Annotated in this window: 14 protein-coding genes; 3 read left to right on the top strand and 11 right to left on the bottom strand. The window is 41.5% G+C overall.

Annotation, left to right across the window (positions count from 1 at the left end; translation table 11 throughout):
• Both GMC92_RS00410 and GMC92_RS00405 read right to left on the bottom strand, forming a co-directional pair.
• The gene (locus tag GMC92_RS00410) at positions 1–1,347 is read right to left on the bottom strand and encodes a DUF1958 domain-containing protein (protein ID WP_155199434.1); all 1,347 of its coding nucleotides are present in this window, start codon (positions 1,345–1,347) and stop codon (positions 1–3) included.
• A 188-nt stretch (positions 1,348–1,535) separates the two neighbouring features.
• On the bottom strand, positions 1,536–2,243 hold the full coding sequence (locus tag GMC92_RS00405; RefSeq protein WP_004219627.1) for a glucosamine-6-phosphate deaminase: 708 nt from the start codon (positions 2,241–2,243) through the stop codon (positions 1,536–1,538).
• Positions 2,244–2,368: 125 nt separating this feature from the next.
• Between GMC92_RS00405 and GMC92_RS00400 the strand changes: the two genes are divergently transcribed.
• From GMC92_RS00400 to GMC92_RS00390, 3 genes are read left to right on the top strand one after another with little or no spacing between them, the layout of a single operon-like run.
• The gene (locus GMC92_RS00400; RefSeq protein WP_155199433.1) at positions 2,369–2,539 is read left to right on the top strand and encodes an NADH-quinone oxidoreductase subunit K; all 171 of its coding nucleotides are present in this window, start codon (positions 2,369–2,371) and stop codon (positions 2,537–2,539) included.
• A gap of 11 nt (positions 2,540–2,550) precedes the next feature.
• Entirely contained in the window at positions 2,551–3,579 is a 1,029-nt protein-coding gene (queA, locus tag GMC92_RS00395) for a tRNA preQ1(34) S-adenosylmethionine ribosyltransferase-isomerase QueA (protein WP_155199432.1), read from the top strand.
• Positions 3,580–3,590: 11 nt separating this feature from the next.
• On the top strand, positions 3,591–4,061 hold the full coding sequence (locus GMC92_RS00390; protein ID WP_009732532.1) for an arginine repressor: 471 nt from the start codon (positions 3,591–3,593) through the stop codon (positions 4,059–4,061).
• A 29-nt stretch (positions 4,062–4,090) separates the two neighbouring features.
• Here GMC92_RS00390 and GMC92_RS00385 read toward each other — a convergent pair whose 3' ends face one another.
• The 9 genes from GMC92_RS00385 to sodA all read right to left on the bottom strand — a co-directional run bounded on the left by GMC92_RS00385 (position 4,091) and on the right by sodA (position 14,980).
• Entirely contained in the window at positions 4,091–5,425 is a 1,335-nt protein-coding gene (locus tag GMC92_RS00385; RefSeq protein WP_155199431.1) for a dipeptidase, read from the bottom strand.
• A 17-nt stretch (positions 5,426–5,442) separates the two neighbouring features.
• Complete coding sequence (locus tag GMC92_RS00380; protein WP_155199430.1) at positions 5,443–6,954, bottom strand: YfcC family protein; 1,512 nt, start codon at positions 6,952–6,954, stop codon at positions 5,443–5,445.
• Positions 6,955–7,078: 124 nt separating this feature from the next.
• A complete protein-coding gene (gene arcC / locus GMC92_RS00375) occupies positions 7,079–8,023 on the bottom strand; it encodes a carbamate kinase (protein WP_061591112.1) in 945 nt (314 codons plus the stop codon).
• Between the two features lie 85 nt (positions 8,024–8,108).
• The gene (argF, locus tag GMC92_RS00370) at positions 8,109–9,125 is read right to left on the bottom strand and encodes an ornithine carbamoyltransferase (RefSeq protein ID WP_021152877.1); all 1,017 of its coding nucleotides are present in this window, start codon (positions 9,123–9,125) and stop codon (positions 8,109–8,111) included.
• Positions 9,126–9,210: 85 nt separating this feature from the next.
• Positions 9,211–10,440, bottom strand: coding sequence for an arginine deiminase (gene arcA, locus GMC92_RS00365; RefSeq protein WP_003017680.1), 1,230 nt, complete (start codon positions 10,438–10,440; stop codon positions 9,211–9,213).
• A gap of 236 nt (positions 10,441–10,676) precedes the next feature.
• Positions 10,677–11,366: a Crp/Fnr family transcriptional regulator gene (locus GMC92_RS00360; protein ID WP_155199429.1), complete on the bottom strand. Its 690-nt coding sequence runs from the start codon at positions 11,364–11,366 to the stop codon at positions 10,677–10,679.
• Between the two features lie 159 nt (positions 11,367–11,525).
• Positions 11,526–12,593 (bottom strand): serine hydrolase, encoded by a 1,068-nt coding sequence (locus GMC92_RS00355; protein ID WP_155199428.1) that lies wholly within the window; start codon positions 12,591–12,593, stop codon positions 11,526–11,528.
• Between the two features lie 98 nt (positions 12,594–12,691).
• The gene (locus tag GMC92_RS00350; RefSeq protein ID WP_049472134.1) at positions 12,692–14,164 is read right to left on the bottom strand and encodes a helicase HerA-like domain-containing protein; all 1,473 of its coding nucleotides are present in this window, start codon (positions 14,162–14,164) and stop codon (positions 12,692–12,694) included.
• A gap of 210 nt (positions 14,165–14,374) precedes the next feature.
• Positions 14,375–14,980, bottom strand: coding sequence for a superoxide dismutase SodA (gene sodA, locus GMC92_RS00345; RefSeq protein ID WP_070666276.1), 606 nt, complete (start codon positions 14,978–14,980; stop codon positions 14,375–14,377).
• Positions 14,981–15,017 lie beyond the last annotated feature (37 nt).

Raw genomic sequence — 15,017 nt, 5'->3', positions numbered from 1 at the left:
TTATTCTTTATTATAGCGCTTTTGAGCCTCTTTTTTGCGTCTCTCACGACTTTGTTTTTCAATCGAGAGAATGATGACAATAATGAGAATCGGAATCAAAATCAGGAAGTGATCCAGCGAAAGCCATTTACTGTGCTTAGCCGTTGTCTTTTTCCCACTTGCTGTTTCTTTGACAAGCTCTGGCTTGGCTCCTTCTTCCACCTTCATATCATCTCGGATACCTTCAGACAACGTGTAGAGATCATTATCTACTGTCAGATAGCCATCTTTTACCGCAAGGGTCGGTTCTTTAGCACCTTTTTTAACCGTTGCATAGAAGGGTTTTTCAAGTGTATAGGTCTTGCCGTCAATCTTCTGGACACCTGCATCTAACAATTTTTTATAGCCAAAATCTTTAAAAGCTTTTTCGATCAAGGCATTGCCAAACGGGTGACGGTAATATTCCCCATCTTGGTCTGCCCAATCTCCTACGCCCATAATGACAGCAATTAAGCGCTGATTGCCCCGTTTGATGGTCGCGATATAGTTGAAAGCTCCACGAGGGCTTGAACCAGTTTTCAAACCATCCACACCTTTCAAGGCATACTTGGCTCCTGGCAATGAATAATTGTAGGTATCAAAGGTTTCCTCATATGGAGTCCCTTTTTTGACCGTGACTTGTGCTTGATTGGTATAGTTTAAAATATCTGGGTATTGATTAATAAAATGATAAACCAGAATTCCTAAATCACGCGCAGTTGTCTGGTTGGCCGCATCATTTGGATAATTGTTTACCTGATAGTAGCCTTGCAAGGTGGAGATGGCCGCCCCACTCGGGTTATTCCAGACCGTGTTGGTCATCCCTAATTCCTTAGCCTTGGCATTCATGCGCTCGATAAAGGCATCTGGATCATTGTTGGACATAAGATTGGCCAACATGAGGGTCGATACATTTGAGGATGGAACCACTGTCATGGTAATCAACTCAGGAATTGTGTAGTCTACCCCAGCAACAATATTATTGTTGGAGATCTCATAGATCTTTCCGATCGCTTGGTCTGAAGCGGTCGCCTTGATCACTGTATCCTTACTGATCTTGCCATTTGCCATATCTTCAAACAAGAGATAGAGCGTCATGAGCTTACTCATGCTGGCAGGATCTCTGACTTCATCGATATTGTCTTTCCAAAGAACATTGCCCGTATTTCCGTCAATAATAAGCGAAGAATGTGGACGGTTAATGGCTTGGACATTGTCATTTGGATACATCTTTTGCGCCATATCCACCAATTCATCCGCACTCGCTAGAATTGGCTGGCATAAGAGACTCAGAAGGAGGCAAATATGGATCAAATATTTTTTTATCATAAACTTTTCCTTTATAACAGACTAATCAGCTGGAGGCTAAAATAAGCTTCTAGCCCTCATGCCCTTTCCTCTTGTCTCCCAGTAGATGAAAAGAGCTAATCCCAGCAGATAATTACTTGTATTGTACCATATTTTGAAGCAGAAAAAAACCTATCTGGCCCGAATAAATCGGCGATAGGTCCTGTTTTTTATCGACTTAACAAGCTCAAGGCTTCCTTATCCGCAATAATGGTCACATTTGGATGTCCTTGAAGGGCACTAGCTGGCACTTTTTCTGTCCTTTCACCCTCTACTGTACCTTTGATTGCTTGGGCTTTTGATTCCCCATAGGCAAACAAGACAATCGATTTCGCTGCTAAGATATTAGCAATTCCCATCGAAATGGCTTGGGTTGGTACATCTTCGATCTTATCAAAGAAACGAGAATTAGCCTCAATGGTAGAGTCATCCAACTGAACTAAGTGGGTCTGACTATCAAAGGATGTCCCTGGCTCATTAAAACCGATATGCCCATTGCGTCCGATTCCCAAGATTTGTAGGTCCACTGGATGGTCTTCGAGTATTTTGTTATAACGGATCACTTCCTGATCGGCAGATTCTTCTACACCTGATGGGAGATAACTTTCTTTGAATGGTTTGGCATCAAAGAGGTTTTTCTCCATGAAATACCGATAAGATTGAGGATCATCTCCCGTCAACCCTACGTATTCATCTAAGTTCACACTGATTAGATTAGACAGATCCAAATCACTTTCACGAATTTGTTTATAAAACTCAAGGGGACTGCTTCCAGTCGCAAGACCTAAGGTTTGAGCACCTTCCTTTAAGGTTTCTTTTAATATATCAAAGGCAACTTTTCCACCCTCAATTTGGTCCTTTACTTCAATAATTTTCATTGGATAGACCTCCTATTTCTCTATGCTTTTATTATATGGTATAGACCAATTTTTGTCAAGTGAAACCGCTATCTTTTTCTGGCGTTTTTTTCATTTTCAAGTCGATTCGTGATATAATGAAAGGTATGATTGTATCACTATTATTCATCATTTTTTTGATCGGACTCCTTGTCTTTCTCTTATCTTTCTTGATTCATCAAAGAAAGATTCTCAAGGTCCTGATCTTTTTGATGGGAATCAGCCTGATGCTCTTAGCTATCGGGACAGCCATCTATCTACTCACAAATTTATTATAAAAGGAGAGCAAATGAATACCAACGACTTTGACTTTGATTTGCCTGAAGAACTGATTGCCCAAACCCCTCTTGAAAAACGCGATGCCTCTAAACTCTTGATCCTCGATCGAAAAACAGGGCAATTCCAAGATCGTCATTTTGATGCAATTTTGGATGAATTGGAGCCAGGAGATGCTCTTGTCATGAACAATACGCGCGTACTGCCTGCCCGTCTTCACGGCGTCAAGCCAGAAACAGGTGGTCACGTCGAATTCCTTCTCCTCAAAAATACCCAAGATGACTGTTGGGAAGTCTTAGCAAAGCCTGCTAAACGATTAAAAGTAGGGGCTTCAGTGAGCTTCGGAGATGGTCGATTGACTGCCACTGTCGAGGAAGAATTGGAACATGGAGGCCGTATCGTTCGCTTCCACTATCAAGGCATCTTTTTAGAAGTCTTGGAAAGTCTTGGTGAAATGCCACTTCCTCCCTATATTCACGAAAAGCTTGCTGACCGCGAACGCTACCAAACCGTTTATGCTAAAGAAAACGGTTCTGCTGCAGCCCCAACAGCAGGCCTACATTTCACCCAAGAATTGCTCCAAAAGATTGAAGCAAAGGGTGTTCATCTTGTTTACTTGACCCTTCATGTAGGGCTTGGTACCTTCCGTCCAGTATCAGTGGACAATCTCGAAGACCATGAGATGCACTCTGAATTTTACCAACTTTCAGAAGAGGCTGCTGCGACCCTTCGTCAGGTAAAAGCTGCAGGAAAACGCATCGTGGCCGTCGGAACGACTTCTATTCGAACCCTTGAAACGATCGGAAATAAATTTGCAGGTGATATCCAAGCCGATTCTGGCTGGACCAATATTTTCATTAAACCGGGTTATGAATGGAAAGTAGTCGATGCCTTTTCGACCAACTTCCACCTTCCAAAATCAACTTTAGTCATGTTGGTTTCTGCCTTTGCTGGCCGTGAATTAACCTTAGAAGCATACCACCATGCTATTCAGGAACGGTACCGCTTCTTCAGCTTTGGGGATGCTATGTTCATCAAGTAAAGGAGTCTCTCATGAATAAAATTGAAAGCCGCCACCGCTTGATCCGCTCTATTATTTCTGAGCGTAGGATTCATACCCAACAAGAACTCCAAGAAGCCCTTGAAGCCAATGGGGTTCTCGTTACCCAATCCACTCTTTCACGGGATGTTAAATCCTTGAATCTAGTGAAAATTAACGAGGGGGATAGTTCCTACTATGCCATGAACACCATCGCTCCTTCCCGTTGGGAAAAGCGCCTGCGGATGTATATGGAAGATGCCTTAGTCATGTTGCGGCCCGTTCAAAACCAGGTCGTTGTAAAAACTCTTCCAGGGCTTGCCCAATCCTTTGGAGCTATCTTAGATGCACTGGAACTGGATCAAATTGTAGCTACTATCTGTGGGGACGATGTCTGCTTGGTCATCTGTGAAGACAACCAAGGAGCTTTGGATTGCTTTGAAAAATTAAAAGAATTCACCCCACCCTTCTTCTTTAGCAAATAAAAAGTTTGGAAACTTAGTTTCCAAACTTTTTATTTTGTCGCTAGGCGCTGAATGGCTTCTCGATAGATTTCCATCGCAGCGTAGAGAGCGTCAATTTTTGCTCGTTCATTGGCCTGGTGCTCGGTCTGTTCTGCACCTGGGAAAAGAGCGCCGAAAGCTACACAGTTTTCCATAGTTCGCGCAAATGTCGCACCACCTGAAGACATGGCTGGTGTCCTATCCCCGGTTTCTTCCTGGTAGACGGCCATCAAAGAGCTGACTAAAGGACTATCTAGCGGTACATATAAAGGAGCCAAATAGTCAAATTCTTCATACTCCAACTGATAGCTAGCCGCAATTTCTTGCAGACGAGCTACTAAATTCTCCTTATCTGCTAGGACTGGAATTCGAATATCAATTCCGATTTCCGATTGCTCTTGATCGATCACAAGAGTCGCAAGATTGAAGGAAAGATCCCCACTTGGTTCATCTGTAATTTTTCCAAATAGGGCTTCTCCAGTTGCATCCTCACCAACAGCATCTGCAATAAAGAGCAAGGCTGGGTGGGGTTGGATGAGGGACAGACTTTCCGCTAAACCGACAATGGCATTCACTCCTTCGGCTGCATCTTTGGAGTGCTTTGAAACTCCCATAACCGTTACAGAATCTTCTGTTTGGCTATACTGAACCCCACTTTGATCCAAAACGGGAAGCAATTCTTCTAAACGATGACCTGCATAGGTCGCTTTATCTGGAACAACATTGAGGGCCTGACCAGCCTGTAAGGGAAGATCATCCCAACCTGGGCCATGCAATTTCACTTGTAACAAGCCCTTTTCAGCATAGGTTAAAGGGAAAGAGGAATCCGGTGCAAACCCAAGATCTGCTTGTTCTTCAATTTGATTGTAGCGGTTCATACACCGCCACAAGGTTTCTTCATCCGTCCCAAAGATAAAGCGGATTCGTTTGGTAAACTGGATGCCATCATCCAGCAAACTCTTAACTGCATAGAGAGCAGCGAGTGACGGCCCCTTATCATCCTGTACACCACGACCTACTAGATAGTCACCGACAACAGTCGCTTCAAAGGGTGGCGTTTGCCAATCTTTAAGATCACCGGCTGGAACAACATCCAAGTGACAAAGAACGGCCAGGAGTTCTTCCCCCTGACCGATCTCTGCATATCCATAGTATCCTTCAGGATCTATATATGTTTGAAAACCTAATTCTTGAGCAAGCTCTAAGGTTTTTTTTAGGACATCTTGGATAGCTTGTCCAAACGGTGTTCCATTTTCCCCTTCATTTAACACAGAAGGGTAAGAAATGATGGTTTGAAGAGAGTTTAAAAACTGCTCTTTCACATCGTCCTTAATTCTTTTTTTCATGAAACACCTACTTTATTCTATTGCAAGAATGGAACCACAGTTCCGAGTAGAAGAAGGGCAATAGTAATCACAACAATCGCTACGACCAATTTACCCATGAATTTCCACCATGCACTCAAGTCAACACGTCCAAGAGCAAGAGCTCCCATTACGATACCTGAAGTTGGTGCGATCAAGTTCAAGACACCAGATGCAGATTGGTAAGCTGTGACAATCAAGCTACCTGGTACATTGACGAATTTACCAAGAGGTGCCATGATACCCATTGTTGCGCTGGCAAGACCAGATGATGATGGGATCAAGAATGACATTGGCAAGTAGAAAATGTAAGTCAAGACAATGAATAATTGAGATGAAAGACCTTTCAGTCCTTCTTCACCCCAGTGAAGAATTGTTGCAGTGATCATACCGTCGTTCATGATGACTTGGATACCACGTGCTACTGCTACGATAAGAGCAACACTCAAGAGGTCAGCTGCACCATTCATGAAGGATGAAATGATTTTATCTTCTTTCAAGCCATAAATGATACCAACAAGGATTCCCATGAAGGCAAAGAGCATAGCTGTTTGAGGGAAGTACCATGTACCAAGAGCATCTGTGTTACCGATCAATTGACCAAGCACTGGAACTTTATGAAGAGATTCGTTAAAGTTTTCAAAGAATTTAATACCCAAATCTTTGAATGGGATAAATCCAGCAACCATGATGACGAATGTCGAAATGAAGACGAGCAAGACACGTTTTTGTTTCTTGTTCATTTGTGAAGGGATTTCTTCGCCACTTTCTACGTTGAAGTGTTTCAAATCTTCTTCACGAGTTGCATAAGTGAGAGATTTGGTTGGGTCTTTTTGAACCTTATCTGCATAACGGTATACATAGTAGGTGCTAAGTCCTGTCAATACGATCCAGAAGATTACACGGAGCAAGAGACCTGAAGCACTTGAGATACCTGCAGTATCAGAAGCGATAACTGTCGCAAATGGGTTCAATGTCGACGCCAAACATCCGATTTGTGATCCTAAGAGGATAATAGCTACCCCTGTCAAGCTGTCAAAACCAACAGACATCATAACAGGAACAAGAAGTGGATAGAAGGCCATAGTTTCTTCACCCATACCATAAGTTGTACCACCAAGGGCAAACAATGGCATCAAGATCAAGATCAACATTTTTTCGCGGCCTTTGTATTTGCGAACGATAGAAGCAATCCCTACATCAAGGGTACCTGTTTCGTTCACAACTCCAAGGAAACCACCGACCATCAAGATGAAGAAGGCTACGTCAATCGCTGCACTGGTTGGTGCTTTACCAAGCATCGCATTGATTGGAGCCATCAAGATATCCCAAATCCCTTGAGGATGTGCTTTTACAGATTCATAACTACCTGCAATGATAGCACCTGCATCGTCAACTTTGTATTGACCAGCTGGAATAATCCAAGTTAACACTGCCATAATAGCAATGATAATTAACAATACGGAAAAAGATGAAGGCATCTTAAATCCTTTTTTCGTTTTTTCACTCATTTGTCTTCCTCCTAACGCAACAAAGTGTGAGTGATGTTTTACAAGAGTCTCTTGTAAAACGCTTACCTATAGATTTATTCTATCACAATAAGCTTTAAAATACTAGTTTTTTCCTAATCTTTCATTAGTCTTTTTGAATAATTGTTCCACTTTCAGACTCAATCAAAGCGCCAAGGTTTTCAAGTGACGTAATAACTGCTTTTCCTTCTGGACGACCATTGACGAAGGCAATGGCAGCTTCTACTTTAGGAAGCATGCTTCCTGGTGCAAATTGGTCTTGCTTGATATATTCTTCCAATTGAGCCACATTAACATGTTCCAATTTTGCTTGGTCTGGTTTGTTGTAGTTCACAAAGACATAATCGACACCAGTCAAGACGATGAAGAGGTCTGCTTCTACTAATTCAGCCAAACGTTGAGAGGCGAAGTCTTTATCGATGACCGCTTCAACACCAGATAAGCTACCATCTGCTTCTTTCACAACTGGGATACCGCCACCACCGGCTGCCACAACGACTTGACCGTCGTTCAACAAAGTACGAATGGTATTGATTTCTTTGATATCCACTGGTTTTGGTGAAGCAACAACTTTACGCCAGCCACGACCAGCATCTTCTTTGAAGGTTGCTCCAGATTTTTCAGCTTCTGCTTTTGCTTCTTCTTCTGAGTAGAAAGGACCGATTGGTTTGCTGAGGTTAACGAAAGCTGGGTCGTTCTTATCAACAACGACTTGTGTCACAACAGAAGCCACATCTTTTTCGATTCCTTCTTCATGAAGAGCATTTTGAAGAGCATTTTGAAGCCAGTAGCCAATGCTTCCTTCGGTCATAGCAACTAATGAATCAAGTGGGAAAGCAGGGTTCTTTTCAGAGTTTGCTGCCAAGTGTTGGAGCAAGAGGTTCCCTACTTGAGGACCATTTCCGTGAGTGATGATCAAGTCATCCCCGTTTTTGATTAATTTGACTAAGTGTTTTGCCGTTTCTACAAGTGCTTCTTGTTGAGCTTGAGCAGAAGGATCAGATGAGAGAATAGCATTTCCTCCCAAAGCAACGACGATTTTTCTTGACATAAGGTATCCCTTTCTATAAAAAATAGGAGCAGGACTAAAGCTAGCAGTCCAGCCCCTATAGCTGTTGGTATACGGTTATAAAGTCTTAAACTTTTGGAATGTACAAGTTACCAAGAGTAGCTGCCATAACCGCTTTGATGGTGTGCATACGGTTTTCAGCTTGGTCAAAGTGACGAGCATATTTGCTGCGGAACACTTCGTCAGTAACTTCCATTTCTTCTACGCCGAATTTTTCAGCAACATCTTTACCGTAAACAGTATTTGTATCGTGGAAGGCTGGCAAGCAGTGCAAGAAGATCAAGTCTTCGTTATCAGCTTTCTTAATCAAATCCATGTTTACTTGGTAAGGTTTCAAAAGGGCAACACGTTCTGCAAATTTGTCTTCTTCACCCATTGATACCCAAACGTCAGTGTAAAGTACGTCTGCACCTTTCACTGCTTCGTCAGCATCTTCAGTGATCAAGATATGAGCGCCACTTTCTTTTGCAAATCCTTCTGCCAATTCAACGATTTCTTTTTCTGGGAAGAGTTCTTTTGGTGAGAAGATGTGTACGTTCACACCAAGGATAGCACCTGTTACAAGAAGGCTGTTCGCAACGTTGTTACGTCCATCACCACAGTATACAAGTGTCAAACCTTCCAAACGTCCAAAGTTTTCTTGAACTGTCAAGTAGTCTGCAAGCATTTGAGTTGGGTGCCATTCGTCAGTCAAACCATTCCAAACTGGAACACCTGAGAATTCAGCCAATTCTTCAACCATACGTTGGCTGAAACCACGGAATTCAATACCGTCAAACATACGTCCAAGAACTTTAGCAGTATCTTCTGTAGATTCTTTTTTACCAAGTTGGATGTCGTTTGCACCTAGGTATTCTGGGTGAGCACCAAGGTCGATAGCTGCTGTTGTGAAGGCAGCACGAGTACGAGTTGAAGTTTTTTCAAACAAAAGCGCAATGTTTTTACCAGCAAGATAGTGGTGTTCAATGTTGCGTTTTTTAAGGTCTTTCAAGTGAGCTGAAAGTCCGATAAGGTATTCTAACTCTGCACGTGTAAAGTCTTTTTCTGCCAAGAAGCTACGTCCTTGGAATACTGAATCTGTCATTTCTAATTGTCTCCTATTTTCTTTCTAGTATTGATCAGTAAGAAGGAAGAGCTGATCCCTCAAGACCAGCTCTCGGTCTTCTCTATTAGATTTCTTCACGTTCAAATGGCATTGACATACAACGAGGTCCACCACGACCGCGAACCAATTCACTTCCGCGGATCTTAATCAAACGAAGTCCGTATTCTTCTAATTTCTTGTTTGTAACTGTGTTACGGTCGTATACAACTACCACACCAGGTGCGATTGTAAGAGTATTTGAACCGTCGTTCCATTGTTCACGAGCAGCAGCAACCACATTGCCATCGCCACAAGGAATCAATGTAACTTTTTCAACACCAAGGTTTTCAGCAAGCAATTCAGCCAAATCACCTTTTTCTTCAACAATCTTCAATGCTTCATTTTCATATGTTACAGAGAAGACGCGAAGGTTGCCTTGGATTTCTGGGTGGATGGTGAATTTATCGTAGTCCACCATTGTGAATACTGTATCCAAGTGCATGAATTTACGGTTGTTCGCAAATTCGAAGGCCAATACTTTCTTGAAGCCAACGTTCTTCTTGAAGATGTTTACCAACAATTTTTCAATTGATGCAGCATCTGTACGTTGTGAGATACCAACTGCCAAGACATCTTTAGAAAGGACCAATTCGTCCCCACCTTCGATACGAGTATCTTCTTCACGGTTGTATACCAAATCTACATTACCACCATATACTGGGTGATATTTGAAGATGTATTTACCATACAAGGTTTCACGGTTACGTGTATCAGCATACATGTGGTTCAATGATACTGCATTCCCAATTGTAGCAAATGGGTCACGTGTGAAGTACAAGTTTGGCATTGGATCAATCGCAAATGGGTAGTCAGATTCAACAAGGTCAGTCAAGCCTTTGTCAGCTTCTGGAATTTCTGGAAGCTCAGCTTTTTGAAAACCAGCCATTGTTTTTTCAACCAATTCTTGGTTGTCTTCAATACCACGAAGGATTTCGCGAATAGCGTTTTTAGTTTGGCGTCCACGAATGTTTGCTTCATCAAGATATTCTTCGATGAATTGTTCGCGAATTTCTGGAGTAGTCAATGACTCAGCTGCCAATTTTTCAAGATAAAGTACTTCGATTCCTTCGTTACGAAGCGCTTGAGCAAAATTGTCGTGTTCTTTTTGTGCATCTTCCAAGAATGGAATATCATCAAAAAGAAGACGCTCTAGATAGTCAGGCATCAAGTTTTCCAACTCTTTACCTGGACGGTGCAACATTACTTTTTTCAGTTTTCCAATTTCTGAGAAAACATGAATTGGTTTAGTTGACATCTGTCATCCTCCTTTTTTCTTTGAGCTTGTTCACAAGCTTATTACAATTGTTATTATATTCTTTATTGGTACCGCTTTCACAAAGGATTCTACTTTTTGAATGCAAAGAATTTGGCGTTTTTTTGAATCTTTCCTATTTTTTAGTTAATATGAAGCGTTTTCTTTGCATATTTTGCCTTTTATATTATTTTTATGAATATATATTTTTTTGTAAAAAATAAAAAAAGATCAACAAATTAGTTGATCTCTTTAAAACTCTTTAAAAAGTAGGCTGTATCTAGAAAGGTTAATTGTTTTCTCTCATACTGTATCTTATGAGAATCGATGAGTTTCTTTAAAACTTGATTGACGGTTTCTCGGGTTGTAGCCGCTAATTTGGCCATTTCCTTCATACTAATTGGAAATGGAAGCTGATTTCCTAGACTTTCATAATCCTTGCACAGAATGGCTAAGGATTGAATCACGCGCTCACTGGCACTAGCTGTCACGACATTACGCAAGCGCAACTCTTGAAATTCTAGGATGGAGGATAGCTTTCTCGTAATAAAGAGCAACTGCTCCTTGCTCTCTTGGGCATATAATTCATAGAGATTGACGGGGATCACGAAACAACGCAAATCCGTCACCGCACTAGCTGTATAATGGTAACGCTCATCCTGGAACATCCCACCATAAGGGAACAAAGCTCCCTTCTTTATATAATCCATATAGGAGAATTGGTCCGACGAATCAAATTGCTCAATACGAGCAAAGCCTTTTGCCAGAAGAAAAATGCGCTCCCGCTTATCTCCTGCATAAAATAAAATTTGTCCTTTAGGGATATCCCTGGCATGAATTTCAACAGCTAATTTATCAAATAGCTCCACTGGTAGCTCAGAAAAGGCTGGATGCGAGCGGAGCAACTGGTAATCTTCCTTTGTAATCATGTCTATACTTCCTCTTATTACTATTAGTAGTATAACATACTTTTTATAGAAAAGGGAAAGAAGTCTCTTTAGAACAGAAAAGTAATTCGAAACACCAAGTCATTTTCATGATACTTTGTTAAAAGAAAAGGTCTGAGCAAAACTCAGACCTTTTGTCGATTATTCATTCATATTGACACGATGCCATTCATTGATAACATAAGCCAATTGTCCCAATTGATAAAGACCAACGCCACTGATTTCAGAACTTTCTGGAGTCGTACCTCCAAGTCCTGCAGTGTAAATGGCAACCAAATAAGGAGTCGATTCACGGACAATCGCATCCACATTAAGTGCTTCAGCAACATATCCTGGTTTTTGTTGAATCACCAAATCTGGCAAGAATTTTTTATAGTACTCACCTGGGAAAGACTCCCCGATCAGTTCTAGTAAATCCGCATATTTTTCTTGATGATTCCAAAGATATTCCAAGACATGGATGTAATAATCCGTTGTCGTTTTATTATCTTCGCTAAAGGTTTTAACCTCTGGTGAACGGGATTGACCATAACGACTGAATAACTTGCGCGCTTGCTCCATCCCCCCTAAACGATCTGCCAAAGCATAGGCTGGGGTATTTTCAGAGTAAACCAATGAATAGCGCTGCATATCAGGGATAGACATGGCTCCATCAAAGGCAACAACGTAATTGTCATGCTCCCCTACATATTCATAGTAGGTATTGGTAATATCAAATCGATCTGTTAAATTGAGTTTACCCTTTGCGACTTCATCCACCACCAACATGTTCAAGGGTAGCTTATAGGTACTACCTGCCGTCATTGGTTGAAGATCATTCATGGCAAATTGCTCTCCAGTAATGGCATTGCGATACGTGAAGGCAACTTGTGACGGATCAATTCCACTTTCCGCTAGGAAATCCTGAACAACCTCTACCAAACCTTTATTAGCATAATCATAGACAAGGCCATAAGCGCTCATCGTTTCCATGTCTGCATCTACTACTGCTTGCTTAGCTTCAGGAGATTTGACACGCGGTTTTTTCGTCTCAGGGGTAGACTTTTCGATATCTTGTTCTTTTGCTTCTTTTGTTTTCTTTGCTTTTTTTTCAATTGCTGATGCTGTTGGTTGCGTAAGATGCAAGTAGCCCAGTGCGCTTGTTCCCACTAAGCACAATAAAATACTGACCGCAATCATGATCGAGCGTAGATTAAAATATTTTTTCATACGAGATTAATTATAAAAGATTCTACTGAAAATAACAAGAATTATCAGAAAGAGAAAACGGTTTCTTTTTAAAAAGTTTTTTTCTTTTCATAAAAGGGTTATTTCCGTTTAAAGGAGCCCATAATTAGCTTAGCGATCTCACGCGCAATCGTCCGGAATAAGGAACTCAAGAAGGAATCTTTTGCCTTTTCAAGACTAGATTTTCTTGGACGACCCGGACTACGTTTTTGAGCTGCCTTATCTGCTGCAGCCTCTTCCTTTTCTGCTTCTTTTTGCTCTTTTTCTTGTGCTTCCTTGCTTGCTTTAGCTGCTAATTTTTCATAGGCAGATTCTCGATCAATCGTCGTCGCATACTTTTGATGGAAAGGCGATGTCGTGATCAAGGCCAATTGTTCACTCTCATTTAAGAGGTCAAAACTCGATTGAGGAGAGAGAATATAAGCACGCTCAACCACACTAGGCTGTCCCTTTTCATTGAGGAAAGAAACCAAGGCTTCCCCTGTTCCTAATTCTGTGATCACTGTTTCTGTATCAAAATCTGGATTTGGACGAAAACTTTGGGCAGCAACCTTGATCGCCTTCATTTCTTTGGGTGTATAAGCTCGAAGTGCATGCTGAACACGATTTCCAAGCTGTGCCAAAACAGATTCTGGAAGGTCTTGAGGATTTTGGGTAATAAAGTAAATCCCTACACCCTTCGAACGAATCAGGCGTACCACTTGCTCGACCTTCTCAAGAAAGAGCTTGCTTGCATCCTTAAAGAGGAGATGCGCTTCATCAAAGAAGAAGACCAGTTTTGGCTTTTCAGGATCCCCAACCTCTGGAAGTGTTTCAAAGAGACGAGACAGCATCCAAATCAAAAAGGTTGAGTACAATTTTGGTGAATGAAAGAGCTTTGTAGCCGAAAGAATATTGATATAACCACGACCAGATGCATCGAGTTGCATGAAGTCATTTAAATCAAGTGCGGGCTCTCCAAAAAACTGGTCTGCTCCTTCTTCTTCGAGAACCAAGAGACTTCTTTGGATGGCTCCGACAGATTGTTTGGTGATATTGCCATATTGGGCCGAATAGTCTGAACTGTGTTCATAGACTTCCTTTAAAAGGCTTTGCAGGTCCTTCAAATCAATCAAGGGCCAATCTTTCTCTTGGGCCACTTTAAAGACAATTGCGAGAATTCCTGATTGGGTTTCATTCAAATCAAGCAGACGAGAAAGAAGCAATGACCCCATCCCTTCGACAGTCGCACGAACAGGATGACCAGCTTGACCAAAGACATCCCACAATCGAACAGGGAAGGCTTGTGGCTCAAACGGATCTGTGATCCCAAGAAGCTTGTAGCGTTCTTCCAATTTTGGTGTCCATTGCCCAGCTTTGGCTAAGCCAGATAAATCTCCCTTGATATCAGCTAGAAAGACCGGAATGCCTTCTTTGCTTAATTTTTCTGTTAGAACCTTGAGCGTAACCGTTTTTCCTGTTCCAGTTGCACCTGCAATCAAGCCATGACGATTCAACATCCGCAAATAGATAGGCGTCTCAACGGCTCCTTTAGTAATGGTAATACTAGTCATTTCATTTCTCCCTGAATGTTTCAGTTTTCATTTTAAGGTTTATCTTTTCCTTGCCTAGGCCCTTCAAACCAGGCTTCAGACAAGTAAGACACACTCCTACTAGTGTATCATTTTCCTGACCAAACGCAAGAAATTATACTCCGATTTTCCGGATGCACATAAAAAAATCTATAAGAGCCAATACTAGCTCTTATAGATTTCTTCATTTTATTATTTTGCTGCTGCAAACAATTCATTCACTTTATTCCAGTTGATCACTGAGAAGAAAGCTTTGATGTAGTCAGGACGTACATTACGGTATTTCACGTAGTAGGCATGTTCCCAAACATCCAAACCAAGGATTGGTGTTTTACCTTCAGAGATTGGTGTATCTTGGTTTGCTGTTGAAGTCACTTCGAGTTTGCCTTCTTTGTTGACAACCAACCATGCCCAGCCAGAACCAAAACGTGTCGTTGCTGCTGCTGTGAAGGCTGCTTTGAAGTCTTCAAATGAACCAAATGTAGCATCAATCGCTGCAGAAAGTTCTGCTGAAGGAGCTGTTTGTTCTGGAGTCATCAATTCCCAGAAAAGAGCGTGGTTCAAATGACCACCACCATTGTTGATCACAGCTTGGCGAATATCAGCTGGAATGGATTCAACATCAGCTAACAAGCTTTCAAGGTCTTCTCCAATTTCAGGATGTTTTTCAAGAGCTGCATTCACATTGTTTACATATGTTTGATGGTGTTTATCATGGTGCAAATGCATGGTTTCTTCATCGATATAAGGTTCCAATGCATCATAAGCATATGGTAATTCTGGTAAAATGATAGCCATTTTATGGTCCTCTTTTCTTTATTACTGACTTGATGAT

This window comes from Streptococcus parasanguinis, assembly GCF_009717775.1.
Lineage (GTDB): Bacteria > Bacillota > Bacilli > Lactobacillales > Streptococcaceae > Streptococcus > Streptococcus parasanguinis_AG.
This window is presented reverse-complemented; position numbering and strand designations above follow the sequence as displayed.